This is a genomic window from Martinezella multihospitum (genome assembly GCF_900094585.1).
Lineage (GTDB): Bacteria > Pseudomonadota > Alphaproteobacteria > Rhizobiales > Rhizobiaceae > Rhizobium > Rhizobium multihospitium.
Map to the genome: position 1 here is coordinate 198,392 of NZ_FMAG01000006.1, position 18,000 is coordinate 216,391.

Below are 18,000 nucleotides of genomic sequence, written 5' to 3' on the forward strand. Positions count from 1 at the left end.
GATCGAAGCCGGCGCCTTGACTGTATCAGAGACCGAGCATCATCCGCACGATCGGCTCGAGGCCGCGACCGAGCGCCCGGGTGTTTTCCGCATCGAGATGCACGCCATCAAGCGGTGTGGTGACGGCGGCCGTATTGGCATCGAAGAAACCGCAGCCCAACTCGTCGGCCAGATCGCTATAGAGCGTCGGCAGCTTGTTCGATTCCTTGACGGCACCGAGAAAGCTTGCCGCAAAGGCTGCATTGGCCGTCTCGGTGATCGCCGGCGGGGCGACGATGAGGATGTCGGGCACCTCGTAGTCGAATCCCCAGGCGTGATTGCGAACCAGTTGCACCAACCGGCTAATGCCTTGAAGAGCAGCAAAGGCCGAGCCGGCCACGACCGGCTTCATGTCATTGGTGCCCAGCATGATGATGACGAGATCAAGCGGATTATGAGACTGCAGGATCGTCGGCAGGATCCTCGCGCCGTTGCGGTCGCAATCGGCGAGATGATCGTCGAATGCCGTCGTGCGGCCGTTCAATCCTTCCGGTATCACGCGCACCTGGTCGCCGAGCGCCTTTTGCAGCACGCTCGGCCACCGATCTTCATAGGCATGACGGCCGACCGTTTCGGCACTGTAGCCCCATGTCAGCGAGTCGCCGTAACACAGAACAGTCTTGGTCATTCATGCCTCCGTGTCATCAAGGCTCAGACGAGCATCCCCATCGGATTTTCGATGTAGCCCTTGAAGGCTGCCAGGAGCTTGGCGCCGAGCGCACCGTCGACGGCGCGGTGGTCGGTCGACAGCGTGACGGTCATCACGTTGGCAATCACCATTTCGCCCTTCTTCACGATGACGCGCTGCTCACCCGCGCCGACAGCCAGGATGGTCGCATGCGGCGGGTTGACGACGGCGGCGAAGTTCTTGACGCCCATCATGCCCATGTTCGACACGGCAGTCGTACCGCCCTGATACTCCTCGGGCTTCAGCTTGCGCTCCTTGGCGCGCTTGCCGTAGTCCTTCATCTCGTTGGAGATGGTGGAGAGCGTCTTCTGCTCGGCGCTGCGGATGATCGGCGTGATCAGGCCGCCCGGAATGGAGACAGCAACGCCGACATCGGCATGCTTGTGCTTGACCATGGCGCTGTCGGTCCAGGACACGTTGGCATCCGGGACATCGCGCAGTGCCAGCGCCAGGGCCTTGATGACCATGTCGTTGACCGAGAGCTTGTAGGCCGGCACGCCGTCCTTCGACTTCGGCGCGGAATCGTTGAGCTGCGTGCGGAGCGCCAGCAGCGCGTCGAGTTCGCAATCGACCGAGACGTAGAAGTGCGGGATGGTCTGCTTGGATTCCTGCAGGCGCTTGGCGATGGTCTTGCGCATGCCGTCATGCGGCACGAGCTCGTAGGAACCCTGCTCGAACAGCTTGAGGACGGCGTCGTCGGACATGCCCTTCGGCGCTGCCGGAGCAGCGGCGGCAGCGGCAGGCTGAGCAGCCGGTGCGGCTGCAGGAGCTGCCTTGGCGGCGCCACCGGAAACTGCAGCTTCGACATCCTTCTTGATGACACGACCATGCGGGCCGGTACCGGAAACTGCCGTCACGTCAATACCGGCTTCCTTGGCAAGGCGGCGAGCGAGCGGCGAAGCGAAGGTGCGCTGACCGTCGTTCGCTGCCGGAGCCGATGCAGCGGGTGCCGGAGCAGATGCGGCAGGAGCCGAAACGCTTGCCGGGGCCGGGGCGGCAGCAGGTACCGCGGCCGGAGCCGCTTCTGCCTTCGGTGCTTCCTTTGCAGCCGGAGCAGCAGCGGCGCCAGCGCCGGACGCTGCAGCCGCGACATCTTCACCATCGGCAGCGAGCACGGCAATCAGGGCATTGACCTTGACGCCTTCGGTGCCGGCGGGAACGACGATCTTGGCGACGGTGCCTTCATCGACGGCCTCGACTTCCATCGTTGCCTTGTCAGTCTCGATCTCGGCGATCACATCGCCGGACTTGATCTTGTCGCCTTCCTTGACCAGCCACTTGGCGAGGTTGCCCTCTTCCATGGTCGGCGAGAGGGCAGGCATAGTGATGTTGATAGGCATCGATGAGCCCTCCCCTTACTTGTAGCAAACGGCCTTCACCGCATCGACCACTTCGGCGACGCTCGGGAGCGCCAGCTTTTCGAGGTTGGCGGCGTATGGCATGGGTACGTCCTTGCCAGCGATCGTCAGGATCGGCGCATCGAGATAATCGAAAGCCTGCTGCATGACGCGGGTGGCGATTTCCGTGCCGACGGAGGACTGCGGATAGCCTTCCTCGACGGTGACCAGACGGCCGGTCTTCTTGACCGACTCGATGATCGTCGGAAGGTCCATCGGACGGATGGTGCGCAGGTCGATGAGTTCGACGTCGATGCCCTGGGCTTCCAGTTCGGCAACAGCCTTCGTGGCATAGGTCATGCCGATGCCGAAGGAGACAACGGTCACGTCCTTGCCCGGACGATGGATGCGGGCCTTTCCGATCGGCAGAACGAAATTATCGAGCTTCGGCACATCGAAATGCTGACCGTAGAGGATTTCGTTCTCGAGGAAGATGACCGGGTTCGGATCGCGGATGGCAGCCTTGAGCAGGCCCTTGGCGTCGGCTGCCGTGTAAGGCATGACGACCTTGAGGCCGGGAATGTGGCTGTACCAGGCCGCATAGTCCTGGCTGTGCTGAGCGCCGACGCGCGCAGCAGCGCCGTTCGGGCCGCGGAAGACGATCGGAGCGCCCATCTGGCCGCCGGACATGTAGAGCGTCTTGGCAGCGGAGTTGATGATCTGGTCGATCGCCTGCATGGCGAAGTTGAAGGTCATGAACTCGACGATCGGGCGAAGACCGGCCATTGCGGCACCGACGCCGATACCGGCAAAGCCATGCTCGGTGATCGGCGTGTCGATGACGCGGCGGTCGCCGAACTCCTGCAACAGGCCCTGGGTTACCTTATAGGCACCCTGGTATTCGGCGACTTCTTCACCCATGACGAAGACGTCCGGGTTGGCGCGCATTTCCTCAGCCATGGCATCGCGCAATGCTTCACGCACTGTCATCGACACCATTTCGGTGCCGGCCGGAACTTCCGGGTCGGCAGGAGCGGCAGCCTTCGGCTTGGCCGGAACCGGTGCAGCAGCTGCGGGCGCCGGAGCGGCGGCAGGAGCCTCGGCCTTTGCCGGCTCAGCTACGGGCGCAGCCTTGGCCGACGAAATGGCGTCGGCCGATTCACCGTCCTGCAAAAGGATGGCAATCTTGGCGTTGACCTTGACGCCTTCGGTGCCGGCTTCGACCAGCAGCTTGCCGATCGTGCCTTCGTCGACGGCTTCCACTTCCATGGTGGCCTTGTCGGTTTCGATTTCGGCAATGACGTCACCGGAAACGACCTTGTCGCCTTCCTTCTTGAGCCATTTCGATAGGGTACCCTCTTCCATCGTCGGAGAAAGGGCGGGCATGAGAATGTCTATGGGCATGGATCGTCCCTCCCCGATTTAGAGCAGAATGTCGGTGTAGAGCTCGGATGCATCCGGCTCCGGATCGTTCTGGGCGAAATCGGCGCTGTCTGCGACGATGTCGCGGACATCCTTGTCGATATCCTTCAGATCGTCCTCGGTCGCCCAGCCCTTTTCGATAAGGCGGGCACGAACCTGCTCGATCGGATCATGCTCCGAGCGCATCTTCTGCACTTCGTCCTTGGAACGATATTTCGCCGGGTCGGACATGGAGTGACCGCGATAACGGTAGGTCAGCATTTCCAGAATGATCGGGCCCTTGCCGGAGCGGCAATGCGCGACGGCCTCATCAGCCGCAGCCTTGACAGCGCGAACGTCCATGCCGTCGACCTGAATGCCGGGAATGCCGAACGAAGCACCGCGCTTGGAGAAATCGGCCTGCGCGGTGGCGCGGGCGGTCGAGGTGCCCATGGCGTAGCGGTTGTTTTCGATCACGAAGATCACGGGCAGCTTCCAGAGCTGCGCCATGTTGAAGCTTTCGTAGACCTGGCCCTGGTTGGCAGCGCCATCACCGAAATAGGCGACGCTGACATTGTCATTGCCGCGATACCAGTTGGCAAAGCCGAGACCGGTGCCGAGCGAAACCTGGGCGCCGACGATGCCATGGCCGCCGTAGAAATTCTTTTCTTTGGAGAACATGTGCATGGAGCCGCCCTTCCCTCGGGAATAGCCGCCCTGGCGCCCGGTCAACTCGGCCATGACGCCACGTGCGCTCATGCCGGTCGCCAGCATATGGCCATGGTCACGATAGCCGGTGATGACCTGGTCGCCATCCTTCAACGCCAGCTGCATGCCGACGACGACTGCCTCCTGGCCGATATAAAGGTGACAGAAGCCGCCGATGAAGCCCATGCCGTAAAGCTGGCCCGCCTTCTCTTCGAAGCGGCGGATCAGGAGCATCTCACGATAAGCCTTGAGCTCCGCATCACGATCGAAATCTGCGATCGGGCCGCCATTGGTTTCCTTGGCAGGCCTTGATGCTGTCTTACGGCTGGAAACGGTCGCGTTCTTTCGCGGCGCCATTCAACCCTCCCTGTGTGAGTAGCCTCGTTTTGTGGTGAGGCGTAACATAGGCAAGATTGTTCGCCACAGCAATGCTATAATTGCATGGCTCATATTCATTGCAAGTTATTGATATAACTCACAAAAACTCAATTAACCGAAATTCGGTTAATTGTGGCTATTTGTTGAAGATGACGATCTCGTTCGTCTTGGAATAGGTCAGCTGATAGCGCGCATATTGATCGAGCATATCCTTGTCCAGAGAACCGTCACTCAGCAGCGCAACCTCTTTTTCAAGGTGCTCGCGCTTGGCGACGAGATCAGCCAATTCCTTGGCGCGATCGATGCGGCGCTGCTCGAAAACCTCGGTCGCCTTCAGGCCGTAATCGCCATGGATGCAATGATAACCGAAGTAGCTCACAAAAGCGATGGTGATGGCGGGAAGGATGAGACGGCCGAACCTTCTCTTCTTATGATACTTTGTCCACATACTCGCTCGTCACGCTCTGGCTTTAGGCAATCTCCCCAAAGCCAATGCGCTTCGAACAAGATCACATCAAATCAAACACCTAGAGCTAATTTAACCTACAGAGATTAACCGTCCGTTGACTCTAACTGCCAGGGCCAACAAAATACCGCGCCCGAAGGCGCGGTTCGATCCAAGCGATAATTTTGCCGCGGATCCGGATGGATCCGACAGATCAGATATCAACCACGAAGGATGGAGCGGCCGGCATATTTTGCCTGCGGGCCGAGTGCTTCCTCGATGCGGATGAGCTGGTTGTACTTGGCAAGACGGTCGGAGCGCGACAGCGAGCCGGTCTTGATCTGGCCGCAGTTGGTGGCAACGGCGAGATCGGCAATCGTGGAATCTTCCGTTTCGCCCGAGCGGTGCGACATGACGGCCGTGTAGTTGGCCTTGTGCGCGGTCTCGACGGCGTCGAGGGTCTCGGTCAGCGATCCGATCTGGTTGACCTTGACGAGGATCGAGTTGGCAACGCCCATGTGGATACCGTCGCGCAGGCGAGCGGAGTTGGTGACGAACAGGTCGTCGCCGACAAGCTGGGTCTTCTTGCCGATCAGGTCGGTCAGCGTCTTCCAGCCTTCCCAGTCGTCTTCAGCCATGCCGTCTTCGATCGAGACGATCGGGTACTTGGCTGCGAGTTCTGCGAGGTATTCAGCCATGGCGCCGGATTCCAGCGTACGGCCTTCGCCTTCGAGAACGTACTTGCCGTCCTTGAAGAATTCGGTCGAAGCGCAATCGAGGCCGAGAGCGATTTCGTCGCCCGGCTTGTAGCCAGCCTTTTCGATGGACTTCATGATGAAGTCGAGAGCTGCCGGAGCGCTGGAGAGGCCCGGTGCAAAGCCGCCTTCATCACCGACGTTGGTGTTGTGGCCCTGCGATGCCAGTTCCTTCTTCAGAACGTGGAAGATTTCCGAGCCCATGCGAACGGCGTCGCGGATGGATTCGGCGCCGATCGGCAGGATCATGAATTCCTGAAAGTCGATCGGGTTGTCGGCATGAGCGCCGCCGTTGATGATGTTCATCATCGGGACGGGCAGCAGGCGGGCGTGAGCGCCGCCGACATAGCGGTAGAGCGGCAGGTTGGCGCTCTGGGCGGCAGCCTTGGCAACGGCCAGCGAGACGCCGAGGATGGCGTTGGCGCCGAGACGCGACTTGTTCGGCGTGCCATCGAGTTCGATCATGATGTTGTCGAGCTGGATCTGGTTTTCGGCATCCATGCCGCCGATCGCGTCGAAGATTTCCGAATTAACGGCTTCGACGGCCTTCTCGACGCCCTTGCCATGATAGCGCTTGCCGCCATCGCGAAGCTCGACGGCTTCATGCGCGCCGGTCGACGCGCCCGACGGAACCGCCGCGCGGCCCAAGCTGCCATCTTCGAGGTAGACATCGACTTCGACAGTCGGATTGCCACGGCTGTCGAGAATCTCGCGGGCGATAATGTCGGTGATTGCGGTCATGATAGCTTCCTGCTCGCTGGTTTATAAATCGATTTAAATCGTCTTAATCGAAGGCGCGGAAATTACAATGGCGATCCGCGCCGCGATTTAGCACTCCTGCAGGCCCGTAACGCAAATTCATGTCAGCCTGTTGAATGCCGGCTACATTTCAGGCCTTGGCGATGGCGTCGAAGGCCAGCAACTTCTCCAGAAGCCGCGGCATGTCCTTCAGATAGACCATGTTCGGGCCGTCGGATGGTGCATTGTCCGGATCCTCGTGCGTCTCGACGAAGAGACCGGCAACGCCGACGGCAACGGCCGCTCGTGCCAGCGTCTCGACGAATCGACGATCGCCGCCGGTCGAGCCGCCCTGCCCGCCGGGCTGCTGCACGGAATGGGTCGCATCGAAGACGACAGGCGCGCCCATCGCCGCCATGATCGGCAGCGAGCGCATGTCGGAAACCAAGGTGTTATAGCCGAAGGAGGCGCCGCGCTCGCAAAGAAGGATGTTCGGATTGCCGCTATCATTGAGCTTGGCGAGCACGTTCTTCATGTCCCATGGCGCCAGGAACTGGCCTTTCTTGACGTTGACCACGCGGCCGGTCTTGGCGGCAGCAACCAAAAGATCGGTCTGGCGTGACAGGAAAGCCGGGATCTGAAGAATATCGACCGTCTTGGAAACGATGGCGCACTGCTCTTCCGTGTGGATGTCGGTCAGGACCGGAAAGCCATATTCCTTCTTCAGGTCTTCAAAGACTTCCAGTGCCTTTTCCAGGCCGATGCCGCGTTTACCCGACAGCGATGTGCGGTTCGCCTTGTCGAAGGAGGACTTGTAGACAAGACCGATGCCGAGCTTGCCGCAGAGCTCCTTCAGGACGCCGGCAACCATGAATGCATGATCGCGGCTTTCCATCTGGCAAGGGCCGGCAATCAGCGAGAGCTTCGCGCTGTTGGAAAAGAGGACCTTGGAGGCTCCTTCGCCGACGGTCACTTCGGAATTCGTGCTCATACTATCTCCTCGAAGGCGAACAGCGCGCCCTCACCGGGCGCCAGTCTTGCCAATATACGATTGTTCTTACGCGTATAGGTGACGCCGTTAGCAGTGAAATGCGACGATGTCACGGAAAGATCGCGCGTTTTGAAAAGGATTGCCCGCGCCCTGATCCCCGGATCGTTTGTGCGAACAGGCAGATCATAGAATGCCTCCATTCCTTCCGGCGTCAAAATCTCCAGATCGGCATTGGCGGCCCTGATCGTCAGGCCAAAGGAATGTTCCGTAATGTGCGGGCCACCTAGGACCTCCTCGAAAAAACCGCGATAGACCGCCGGCTTCGGCGCGCAAAGCGCTACCCGCGCGATGCCGGTCACGCCGTTCTCGTGACGCTCGAGCACGCTGCGGTCAGCCGGCAGCGGATTGATGCGCTGACAGCAGAAAGCGAGAAAATCCGGCGCGCGCAGATCGGCGGCGAAGGCGAGACGAAAGCCGGCCATGGTTTCCGTTCCATCCGGCATCTTCATCGGACGGGAGAAATCCAGCATTTGCCCCGCCGAAATCGCGGCTGCTTTGAAACGCTGTTCATCCGCCACCGCATCATCCGTACCGAATACCACGGCCGAGAAGCCATCCTCCCCCACCCGGAACCGATAAGCCTGGTCGCGCGCGACGAAAACATTGCCATCCACGATGCTCTTCTCGCATTGCTCCGGAGATGCGACGCCCAGAGGTTCGAGATAGGTTTTATCGGCAAGGAAGACGCAGGCATTCTGCGTGCCAAAGGGATGGCGCGCATCCGGAGCCACCGTGAAACCGAGCTTGCCAAGGCGTTCGCGCGCCAGAGCGATGTTGACGGTCGGCAACACGAGATGATCCAGCGGATGCGGGGGCGAAACCATGACTTCTCCTGTTTGCTTGCGGAAGCAGATTTGCGCCCATCCCCCGAGCAATTCAAGATGGAAGCATGCAACACCCGAAGCACACGACATGGACCGAAGACAATCTCGCAAACGTGATTGCCGATTCTCTCCCATAGCCGGCTTATGCAGTGACCCGCCGCATTCATCCAAATCCTGGGTGCACTGGCGGAACGACAAAGTCCTGGAAGCGAGCAGAGCGGCATTTCCTATATTTTTCCGTGGGTTAACGCAGATATAGCGCCCCGATGTACCGAGCCGATCCATTCGCAAATGGTAATTATTTAACTGACCCCACAAGGCTTTACCGAAATTTAAGCACTTGCGGAACACATATGGAACATATAGTGTCCGTTCTGGATTTGTTTCACCGCTTTTCTTGATTCTGGGGTTCTAAGACGATGTTGACGCGCAAGCAGCAGGAACTGCTTCTCTTCATTCACGAACGCATGAAGGAATCCGGTGTGCCGCCATCTTTCGACGAGATGAAGGATGCACTGGATCTGGCATCCAAATCCGGCATTCACCGCCTGATCACGGCTCTGGAAGAGCGCGGCTTCATCCGCCGGCTGCCGAACCGGGCCAGAGCGCTCGAAGTCATCAAGCTTCCCGATGCCTATAATCCGAGCCTGCAGCCGCGCCGCGGTTTTTCACCGAGCGTCATCGAAGGCAGCCTCGGCAAGCCGCAGCCCGTTGCCCCGCCGGCTCCGCCGAAGGTGGCAAATGACGATCACAATGGCTCGGCGTCCGTACCCGTGATGGGCCGCATCGCTGCCGGCGTTCCGATCTCGGCCATCCAGAACAATACGCACGATATTACCGTCCCCGCCGACATGCTCGGCTCCGGCGAACATTATGCGCTGGAAGTTCGCGGGGATTCGATGATCGACGCCGGAATTTTCGACGGCGATACGGTCATCATCCGCAATTCGACGACGGCCAATCCCGGCGATATCGTCGTGGCACTCGTCGACGATGAAGAGGCCACGTTGAAGCGTTTCCGTCGCAAGGGTGCCTCGATCGCGCTGGAAGCCGCAAACCCTGCCTATGAAACCCGCATCTTCGGGCCAGATCGCGTCAAGGTTCAGGGCAAGCTCGTCGGCCTTATTCGTCGCTATCACTGACCGGCGAATTGTCAATAACTGGCGACACCTGCGCAACTGGTGCATCGAATTTGCCGGTGCGCCAATCATAGGTTCGATGCCTGGTCCATGGCCGCTGCGGGTTTTCGAACGCGGCGGAGATGATGGGTTTATCGGTGGTGAGCGCCATTTCGATGGATCCCGTTTTGCGCAATGTCGCACCCGTTATAAGCATCGCGCCCGAGCGGCAATGGTCCAACCGCAATCGGATTGGCGTGACGACGATGTTCGCCATATCGCAGGCTGAGGGCAAATAGGCTGCGTTCTCGATCGTGACCAATATCGCGCCGTTTTCGAGGATGGCTGCGCACCATGCTCCTTTCTGGCAGGCGAAACTGCCCTGCAAGGTTCGGTCCAAGGCCTCTTCCATCGCTGTCCGGACTGCCTTCTGTTCTTCACTGTTCAATCGCTTATGACGATCTGCCTTGCTGATCTGTGGAAGTCTGCTATCGGCAGGGAGCATGGTCGGAGGCTGATGTTCCGCCGCAACCAGCGCCTTTTGCCATTGTTCGAAAATGAAGGCCTGGGGTCTCTCGCGATTGGTCGCGAGTATATCGTCCTGGCGCAACGCGACCAGGACGCCATCTTCGGAGATCATCAGGTCGGGTTTCGGTACGCCAGGTCCGAATGCCGCCAAGCCCGTGGACGAAAGCAATAATAGCAGACCCAGATGGCGAAGCCAGGTCCGCAATATGCTCATGATCAGGAAGCCGACAATGAATGTCGGCATCAGCCAGGCGGGCTGGCGGCCGAAGGTAATGTCGCCTCCCCAACCGGCCACGGTTCTTGCAATCACGATGACGAGCTCCAGTCCCTCTCCGGTGACTTTCCAGAAAGGTCCGTCGAGACCGAGCGGCATGAGCAGCATCGCCGCCATGCCGAATGGCATGACGATAAAGGAGACGATGGGCATAGCCGCGAGATTGGCGGCAAGGCCATATGTCGCCAACCGGTGAAAATGCTCGATCGAGAAGATGGCCGTCGACGCGCCGCCGATGAATGAGGTCGACATCACGCCCCCAAAGAAACGCGTGACGAACAATAGTGGACTTAATAGACGGACGCGCGGCAGAATGTTTTCGCGATGCCGCCGCCGCTTCCATAGCGAATAGCCCGACACCAGTGCCAGCGTCGCCGCATAGGACATCTGGAAACTCGGGCCGAGCACTTGCGACGGCGACAGTACAAGAATGATGATCGCTGAAAGTGCGACATTGCGCAGACTGATCGATGGCCGATCGAAAAGCACAGCCACGAGCATGATCGCCATCATGATGAAGGCACGCTCGGCGGATACGCCGAAGCCGGAGATGAGGTAATAGGCCGTGACAGTGAGAAGCGCGCCGATGGCTGCGAATTTCTTGGTCGGCCAAGCCTGCGCGACACCGGGAAACAAGCTGAACAAATAGCGTAGACCAACATAGAAAATACCGGCCGACAGCGCCATGTTCAGACCGGAAATTGCGATAATATGGGTCAGGCCGGCAATTCTCAGCGCTTCGGTCGTATCCTTGGAGATTGCGCGTCTCTCATCGGTGACAAGCGCTGCTGCAAAGGCGCCGGTATCTCCCGGCAAGGTTTGCCTGATCCTGTCGCCAATGCTGTTGCGCAGGCCGGCCAGCCAGATATCGGCGGTATCCATCAGAGAGCTGGCTGCATTATCACCGGCCGGGGACAATAATTCTGGCGTTCCGTAGGCAAAGCCGTTCGCACCGATACCGTTGAAATAGGAACTGAAGGCGAAATCGTTGAGGCCAAGCAGGGCTGGCCCGGCCGGAGGCGTCAGCCGCGCCCTGCCCTGAATACGATCACCGAGATCGAACGACTCCGCCTGCTTGCGCACGAAGATCGTAACCCGCTGCGGCGCGCGGCGGATGGATGGCTTTTCCGTTGCCTCGACGCGGACAACATAGCGCCAGCGTCCATTGTCATAGGATTCCCGTCGCTCGATCTGACCGGTCACAGTCGTCGTCACGGCCGAATCGAGCATGACAGTGGAAACCCGCCAGCTTTCGCATTGCGCCAGTGCCATGCCCAGACAAAGGAGCATGCCGGCAAAAAGCAGATGGCGAAACAGCCTGCCCGCCTCCCGCATGAGCGCAAAGCCACTGGTAAAGACCAGCAGGCCTGCAAGAACCGCCTGTGAAGGCGGATCGCTGCCAGCCTTGAACCAGAAAATTGCACCAAGCCCCATATAGATCGGCGCAAGCAGGATCGCGCGACCATGGGCCGCCTCTTCTTCGATCAACCTAACGGTGCCAAGCCGAATGCGGCTTGATATCCGCAGCAGCCGAGATGTCAGCCGCGTCTGGTCCTGCGTCCGTTCCCGTCGCTGCACTTCGGCAGGCAAGATATTCGTGGCAACAATAGGACGAGGCTGCGAGAGCGCCGCAACGTCCCCACCCTCTTTCCGCTGCTCGGATGCCTCCAAATTAGGCACTCGCCGCCGCCCCCACGCAAAACTACAGCTTTCGCGCGATTTTTGCCGTCAGCAGGCGGTGAATTCAACCAAAATCGACGCAAGCTGGGCTCAATTGGGCCGGTTTCGCCGCCTAGCATAATTAAAGGCGCTTCTGCAGTGCCCAAAAGTTGATACTGCATTGCACAATTCAGCGTTAGGATAACTTGGCATTAGGCTCTGGATCATATAGCTAGTCGGTAGTCGCTTAACCTTTTGGCGCTTTTTATGGCGTCAATCCCGCCAAATCTTGGAGGATCAGCATGACGGAACAAAGCGCGAAACTAACTTGGGGTGAAAAGACGGTGGACCTGCCGGTCAAGACCGGAACCATCGGCCCGAGTGTCATTGATATTGGTGCCCTTTATAAGAACACCTCCACTTTCACTTACGATCCTGGTTTCACCTCCACCGCGTCGTGCGAGTCGAGCATTACCTATATCGATGGCGACGAAGGCGTTCTGCTGCACCGCGGCTATCCGATCGATCAGCTGGCCGAACACGGCGATTTCCTCGAAGTTTGCTACCTCCTTCTCTACGGCGAACTGCCGACGGCAGCGCAGAAGAAGGACTTCGACTATCGCGTGACCCACCACACGATGGTGCACGAGCAGATGTCGCGCTTCTTCACCGGCTTCCGCCGCGACGCGCATCCGATGGCCGTCATGTGCGGCTGTGTTGGCGCGCTCTCTGCCTTCTATCACGACTCGACTGATATCACCGATCCGCACCAGCGCATGGTCGCTAGCCTGCGCATGATCGCCAAGATGCCGACGCTTGCCGCCATGGCCTACAAGTACCATATCGGCCAGCCCTTCGTTTATCCGAAGAACGACCTCGACTATGCGTCGAACTTCCTGCGCATGTGCTTTGCCGTTCCTTGCGAAGAATATGTCGTCAATCCGGTGCTTGCCCGCGCCATGGACCGCATCTTCATCCTCCACGCCGATCACGAGCAGAACGCTTCGACCTCGACGGTTCGCCTGGCTGGTTCTTCCGGCGCCAATCCGTTTGCCTGTATCGCAGCAGGCATCGCCTGCCTCTGGGGACCGGCTCACGGCGGCGCCAACGAAGCGGCATTGAACATGCTGAACGAAATCGGCACGGTCGACCGCATTCCGGAATTCATCGCCCGCGCCAAGGACAAGAACGATCCGTTCCGTCTGATGGGCTTCGGCCACCGCGTCTACAAGAACTACGATCCGCGCGCCAAGATCATGCAGAAGACGGCGCACGAAGTTCTCGGCGAACTCGGCATCAAGGACGATCCGCTGCTCGACATCGCAATCGAGCTAGAACGCATCGCTCTGACCGATGAATATTTCATCGAAAAGAAGCTGTACCCGAACGTCGATTTCTACTCCGGCATCACGCTGAAGGCTCTCGGCTTCCCCACGACCATGTTCACCGTTCTCTTCGCTCTTGCCCGCACCGTCGGCTGGATCGCTCAGTGGAACGAAATGATCGAGGATCCGCATCAGCGCATCGGCCGTCCGCGCCAGCTCTACACCGGCGCTCCGCTGCGCGAATACGTGCCTGTTTCCAAGCGCTAAGCTTCGGTATTGAAACAAAAAAACCGGTCAGAGATGACCGGTTTTTTTATGGGCGAGAACCTGCAGCAGTACCTCTGCCGCCTTGTCGCCGGGCGGCACCTCCGTCTGCATTCGCTCCCAGACCAGATCGTAGCCTGCCAGCATAGCCGCGCGCTCGGGAGTGTCGTTCGAAAGACGCTCCATGTATCGCGCAAGCAGGCCAGGCCGCAAAACATCGTTGATCAATTCAGGCAGGACGGCGTAATCGGCGATCAGGTTCGGCAAGGCCGCTGTCCACACCTTGATGCGCGACATCACGAACCTCGCCAGCCATTCCGTCTTGTAAGTCGAAACGACAGGCACACCAGCAAGCCCTAGCTCCAGGATTACCGTGCCTGAAGCGGCCATGGCGGCATCCGCCTGCGCAAAAGCGCTCCACTTGGCATCCTGGCCCACGAGAATATCCGGCTTGACCTGCCAGGTCTCGACGAGAGAGCGAACCAATGCCTCCTGCCGCGGCACGGTTGGCAGCAGAAGACGAACATCATCATTTCGCCGACTAAGCTCTTCGGTAGCCCGCTCAAAAACCGGAAGCAGCTGCCGGATCTCCGATGCACGCGATCCGGGCAGCAGGAGGATGGTTTTGCTGGTATCAGGGCCAGTTGCGCCACGCAAGGCGCGCTGGCGCCGCGTCTCCACAAGATTGGCATCGACGGTCAGGCGGTGACCGACATAGGTCGTTGCCGGACCGCTCAGGCGCTGCATTGCGGCGGGTTCAAAGGGCAAGACGGCCAGCACATGGTCGACATAGGCGAGCATCTTCTGCGCGCGATATTCCTTCCACGCCCAGACGCTGGGACAGACGTAATTGATCACAGGCAGATCAGGCAACGCCTTGCGCACCCGCTTGGCAACGCGATGAGTGAAATCGGGGCTATCGATGATCAGAAGCACATCTGGCTTTGCAGCAATGATCGCATCGGCCGTCTGCCCGATGCGGGCCAGCAGCTTCGGCAGCCGTTTGATGACCTGGATGAAGCCCATGATCGAAAGTTCGGAATAGTCGAAAAGCGAATGCAGGCCCTGTGCCTCCAGTGCCTCGCCACCGACGCCCACCAGCTCGACCGGACCATCATGACGTCGCTTCAAGGCCGCGACGAGATCGCCACCCAGCAGGTCGCCGGAGACTTCCCCGGCAACGACGGCGAGCTTCAAGGACGCGGCGCTCACATGAAGCCCTCCGCGCTCAGACCACGATCAATGCCGCAGACGAAAATGCCGGCCTCGTCGGCTGCGGCGATGACAGCCGGCCGATCAAGTATCAGTGCCCTGCCGGCTTCGACGGCAACACCTGCCAAGCCCGCCTTCTTAGCGTTCAACACCGTGGAGACGCCGATCGACGGCAAATCGGCCCGGACATCCTGCTGCGGCTTGCAGAGCTTGACGAGCACGCCGCGCCGACGCGTGGAAATGCGTCCTGCCGCGCGCAACTCCGCAACGCGCTCGATCATCTTGTCCGTGCCCTCGGCGCCTTCGAGCGCCACGACACGGCCGCCGACGCTGACCGCGCCCTGCCCCACATCCAGAAGCCCCAGCGCATCGGCGGCTTTGGCACCCTGCGCAATATCGCGCAGATCTTCGTCAACTGGCGCGATTTTCCCCAGAGAACCTGTCGTCGCCAGGAGATCAGGCGCAATTTCATGTGCGCCGACAACGCGAACGCCACCGGCTTCGATCAGGCGAATGACCATCTGCAGGACGGCGTTGTCGCCACCCGAAAGAAGGGTGCGGATGGTCGAGGGCAATTCCTTGATGACGCGCCAGGTCGGATGCACCTGCCGCCAGGAGGGGCGCCGCGCCACGCCACCCGACATGACGACGCGGTCGACGCCATGTCGGCGGAACATTGCTTCCAGGCCGGCAAAATTGCCGACGCCAAGATTGGCATGATCGAAGGCGGACCAATCTCGGTCCGCCTCGTCCGTCAAAGCGATGATGACGGGGTTTTCACCGGCCTGCCGGGCGGCGTCAGCGACATAAACCGGCAAAAGACCGCTACCTGCGATGATCGCCAGCCTGCCCTTGCCGTTTTGGCCGGCCGAAACCACCTCAGGCCTTGCCGCGATTGGGCGACGACAGTGCGCGATCGCTATCGGCAGCGATGAAATCGAGAATCTCCATCGCTTCCTTGCAGTCGGCATATTCATCACGGATGGCGGCTGCGTTATCGCGTACCGAACCTTCGGTCTCGAAGATACTCTTGTAGGCGCGGCGAACCCGATGAATGACAGCGCGCTCAATACCCGCGCGCGTCATGCCAACGATATTCAGCCCGGAAAGCACGCCCGGATTGCCGTTCAGCATGCCATAGGGAATGACATCGTAGCTCGCAGCCGTAAGACCACCAATGAAGGCCTGGCGGCCGATACGGGTGAATTGGTGCACCGCGCAACCGCCGCCAAGAATGGCGCGATCCTCGATGGTGACATGTCCGGCCAGCATGACGTTGTTCGACATGATGACGTTGTTGCCGACGCGGCAATCGTGAGCGACATGCGAATTGGCAAGGAACAGGTTGTTGTCCCCGACGATCGTCTTGCCGCCGTAATCGGCCGTGCCGGTGTTGATCGTCACGCCCTCGCGGATCGTGCAATTCTCGCCGACATCAAGCGTCGTTTCCTCGCCGTGATGATGAACGCTCTGCGGATCACCACCAACAACGGCCATCGGAAAGATCTTCGTTCCCTTGCCGATCGTCGTACGACCCGTCACGACGGCATTGTTGAGCAACTGGATATCGTCATGCAGCACAACCTTGGGACCGACATAGCAGAACGGGCCGACAACAACATTCTCGCCGACGACCGCGCCGTCTTCGACAACCGCCAGCTTATGGATGCGGGCGCTTTTTGCGATGCTGCTCATGCCTGTTCCTGATCCTTCCGTACGATCATCGCACCGATATCGGCCTCGGCGACCAGAGAACCGTCGACCTTGGCATCGCAATGGAATTTCCAGATGGTGCCGCGCTGCTTCTGCTTGACGACATGGAATTCGACGCGGTCGCCCGGAACGACCGGCTTGCGGAAGCGGGCATTATCGATCGTCATGAAGTAGACGAGGTTGCCACCGATGCCGTCTTTGCGGGCGCAGATCGCGCCGGCGGTCTGCGCCATGCCTTCAATGAGCAGCACGCCCGGCATAATCGGAGAACTCGGAAAATGGCCGGTGAATTGCGGCTCGTTGGCCGTCACGTTCTTGATGCCGATCGCGGAATTATCGCTATCGATCTCGATGATCCGATCAACCATGAGCATGGGATAGCGATGCGGCAAAAGCTTCATAATTTCCAGAATGTCAGCCGACGACAACGACGCCTTGGCTTCTTCAGTCATGCTCCGCACTCCCGTCTTTCTTGTCTCTGGCTCCTGACCGCTTCGCGATCTCCGCCGATTCCCTTAGAAAATCCCATAGCGGCCGCGCAGGAAGACCCGCATAGCGCTCGCCCGCCGGGATGCTGTTCATCACGCCGCTCTTGGCACCGATCTGCACGCCGTCGCCGATGTGGATATGCCCGTTGAGGCCCGCCTGACCACCGATCTGCACACCATCGCCGATCACCGTACTGCCGGCAATGCCGACCTGACTGACGATGGCACAGTGGCGACCGATGCGGACGTTATGTCCGATCTGGACCTGATTGTCGATCTTCGTGCCTTCGCCGATCACGGTATCATCCATGGTGCCGCGATCGATCGTCGTATTGGCGCCGATCTCGACATTGTCCTGGATGATGACGCGACCGATCTGCACGATCTTGATCATACCGCGCGGTCCAGGCGCATAGCCAAAGCCGTCCTGACCAATGCGCGTGCCATTGTGGATGATGACGCCATTGCCGAGATAGGCACAGAGCACGCTCGCACCGCCGCCGATGCTGCAATTGCGCCCGATTTTGACACCCGGCCCGATGAGGGCGTTAGGGCCGATGTAGGTCCCCTCGCCGATCTCCGCGCCAGGGCCGATGATTGCACCCGGCTCGATGCCGACATCGGCCTCCAGCTTCGCAGTCGCGTCGATTGTCGCAGCGGGTGAAATTACACGCGGATTCGCGGTGAACGTAACCGGCCGCATGGCTTGCGGATGCAGCAACGCACCGGCAATGGCGAAATCCGTATGCGGCTTCTTCGACAGAAGTACCGGGATATGATCGGGAACGAAAGACCTCAGTGCCGGTAGGCAAATGATGGCCGAAGCCTTGCAGGTCTCCAGCTCAGCCCGATTCTTTCGGGAAAGGAGATAACAAACGTCACCCTCGCCTGCCCGATAGACGGGAGCGATAGATCTGATGACGACCTCGGAAGAGGCCGTATCAGCCAGTTCCGCCCCAAGATGCTCAGCCAGTTGTTTCAAGCTGATGCCACCATGGGGCGGGAAAAAACCAGTATGTTCCATAAGCACAGCTCCAGAACGGTGTTCAAGCCCG

The 18,000-nt window shown here is 59.7% G+C and carries 16 protein-coding genes; 2 read left to right on the plus strand and 14 right to left on the minus strand.

Annotation, left to right across the window (positions count from 1 at the left end):
- Nucleotides 1-25: 25 nt before the first annotated feature.
- From GA0061103_RS23735 to GA0061103_RS23770, 8 genes are all read right to left on the minus strand, one after another.
- Nucleotides 26-667 carry an SGNH/GDSL hydrolase family protein gene (locus tag GA0061103_RS23735; RefSeq protein WP_092715515.1) on the minus strand — a complete coding sequence of 214 codons (642 nt, stop codon included), beginning with the start codon at nucleotides 665-667 and terminating at the stop codon, nucleotides 26-28.
- Nucleotides 668-690: 23 nt separating this feature from the next.
- Nucleotides 691-2,067 carry a pyruvate dehydrogenase complex dihydrolipoamide acetyltransferase gene (locus GA0061103_RS23740; RefSeq protein ID WP_092715517.1) on the minus strand — a complete coding sequence of 459 codons (1,377 nt, stop codon included), beginning with the start codon at nucleotides 2,065-2,067 and terminating at the stop codon, nucleotides 691-693.
- A gap of 15 nt (nucleotides 2,068-2,082) precedes the next feature.
- Nucleotides 2,083-3,468 (minus strand): pyruvate dehydrogenase complex E1 component subunit beta, encoded by a 1,386-nt coding sequence (locus tag GA0061103_RS23745; protein WP_092715519.1) that lies wholly within the window; start codon nucleotides 3,466-3,468, stop codon nucleotides 2,083-2,085.
- A gap of 18 nt (nucleotides 3,469-3,486) precedes the next feature.
- Nucleotides 3,487-4,530, minus strand: coding sequence for a pyruvate dehydrogenase (acetyl-transferring) E1 component subunit alpha (gene pdhA, locus GA0061103_RS23750; RefSeq protein ID WP_092715521.1), 1,044 nt, complete (start codon nucleotides 4,528-4,530; stop codon nucleotides 3,487-3,489).
- A gap of 157 nt (nucleotides 4,531-4,687) precedes the next feature.
- Complete coding sequence (locus GA0061103_RS23755; RefSeq protein WP_092715523.1) at nucleotides 4,688-4,999, minus strand: FtsB family cell division protein; 312 nt, start codon at nucleotides 4,997-4,999, stop codon at nucleotides 4,688-4,690.
- Nucleotides 5,000-5,217: 218 nt separating this feature from the next.
- A complete protein-coding gene (gene eno, locus GA0061103_RS23760; protein ID WP_092715525.1) occupies nucleotides 5,218-6,492 on the minus strand; it encodes a phosphopyruvate hydratase in 1,275 nt (424 codons plus the stop codon).
- Nucleotides 6,493-6,640: 148 nt separating this feature from the next.
- The gene (kdsA, locus tag GA0061103_RS23765; RefSeq protein ID WP_092715527.1) at nucleotides 6,641-7,480 is read right to left on the minus strand and encodes a 3-deoxy-8-phosphooctulonate synthase; all 840 of its coding nucleotides are present in this window, start codon (nucleotides 7,478-7,480) and stop codon (nucleotides 6,641-6,643) included.
- Nucleotides 7,477-8,364 carry a VOC family protein gene (locus GA0061103_RS23770; RefSeq protein ID WP_092715529.1) on the minus strand — a complete coding sequence of 296 codons (888 nt, stop codon included), beginning with the start codon at nucleotides 8,362-8,364 and terminating at the stop codon, nucleotides 7,477-7,479. The genes kdsA and GA0061103_RS23770 overlap by 4 nt, the downstream gene beginning before the upstream one ends.
- A 419-nt stretch (nucleotides 8,365-8,783) precedes the next feature.
- Here GA0061103_RS23770 and lexA point away from each other — a divergent pair, with 419 nt between their 5' ends.
- The gene (lexA, locus tag GA0061103_RS23775) at nucleotides 8,784-9,506 is read left to right on the plus strand and encodes a transcriptional repressor LexA (RefSeq protein WP_047633298.1); all 723 of its coding nucleotides are present in this window, start codon (nucleotides 8,784-8,786) and stop codon (nucleotides 9,504-9,506) included.
- On the opposite strand, the gene GA0061103_RS23780 is transcribed toward lexA, so the two are convergent.
- Nucleotides 9,487-11,718: a ComEC/Rec2 family competence protein gene (locus GA0061103_RS23780; RefSeq protein ID WP_245304862.1), complete on the minus strand. Its 2,232-nt coding sequence runs from the start codon at nucleotides 11,716-11,718 to the stop codon at nucleotides 9,487-9,489. The genes lexA and GA0061103_RS23780 overlap by 20 nt on opposite strands.
- 527 nt (nucleotides 11,719-12,245) lie before the next feature.
- Here GA0061103_RS23780 and gltA point away from each other — a divergent pair.
- Complete coding sequence (gene gltA, locus GA0061103_RS23785) at nucleotides 12,246-13,535, plus strand: citrate synthase (RefSeq protein ID WP_015339806.1); 1,290 nt, start codon at nucleotides 12,246-12,248, stop codon at nucleotides 13,533-13,535.
- 27 nt (nucleotides 13,536-13,562) lie between these two features.
- Here gltA and lpxB read toward each other — a convergent pair whose 3' ends face one another.
- Genes lpxB through lpxD form a run of 5 tightly spaced genes read right to left on the minus strand, consistent with a single transcriptional unit; the run spans nucleotide 13,563 to nucleotide 17,969 of the window.
- Nucleotides 13,563-14,744 (minus strand): lipid-A-disaccharide synthase, encoded by a 1,182-nt coding sequence (gene lpxB / locus GA0061103_RS23790; protein WP_092715532.1) that lies wholly within the window; start codon nucleotides 14,742-14,744, stop codon nucleotides 13,563-13,565.
- Nucleotides 14,741-15,622 carry an LpxI family protein gene (locus tag GA0061103_RS23795; protein ID WP_092715534.1) on the minus strand — a complete coding sequence of 294 codons (882 nt, stop codon included), beginning with the start codon at nucleotides 15,620-15,622 and terminating at the stop codon, nucleotides 14,741-14,743. The genes lpxB and GA0061103_RS23795 overlap by 4 nt, the downstream gene beginning before the upstream one ends.
- Before the next feature lies 1 nt (nucleotide 15,623).
- Nucleotides 15,624-16,439 (minus strand): acyl-ACP--UDP-N-acetylglucosamine O-acyltransferase, encoded by an 816-nt coding sequence (gene lpxA / locus GA0061103_RS23800; protein WP_092715536.1) that lies wholly within the window; start codon nucleotides 16,437-16,439, stop codon nucleotides 15,624-15,626.
- Nucleotides 16,436-16,909, minus strand: a complete 474-nt coding sequence (gene fabZ, locus GA0061103_RS23805) for a 3-hydroxyacyl-ACP dehydratase FabZ (RefSeq protein WP_092715537.1) — start codon at nucleotides 16,907-16,909, stop codon at nucleotides 16,436-16,438. Before fabZ ends, lpxA begins: the two co-directional genes overlap by 4 nt.
- On the minus strand, nucleotides 16,902-17,969 hold the full coding sequence (gene lpxD / locus GA0061103_RS23810; protein ID WP_092715539.1) for a UDP-3-O-(3-hydroxymyristoyl)glucosamine N-acyltransferase: 1,068 nt from the start codon (nucleotides 17,967-17,969) through the stop codon (nucleotides 16,902-16,904). The genes fabZ and lpxD overlap by 8 nt, the downstream gene beginning before the upstream one ends.
- Nucleotides 17,970-18,000 lie beyond the last annotated feature (31 nt).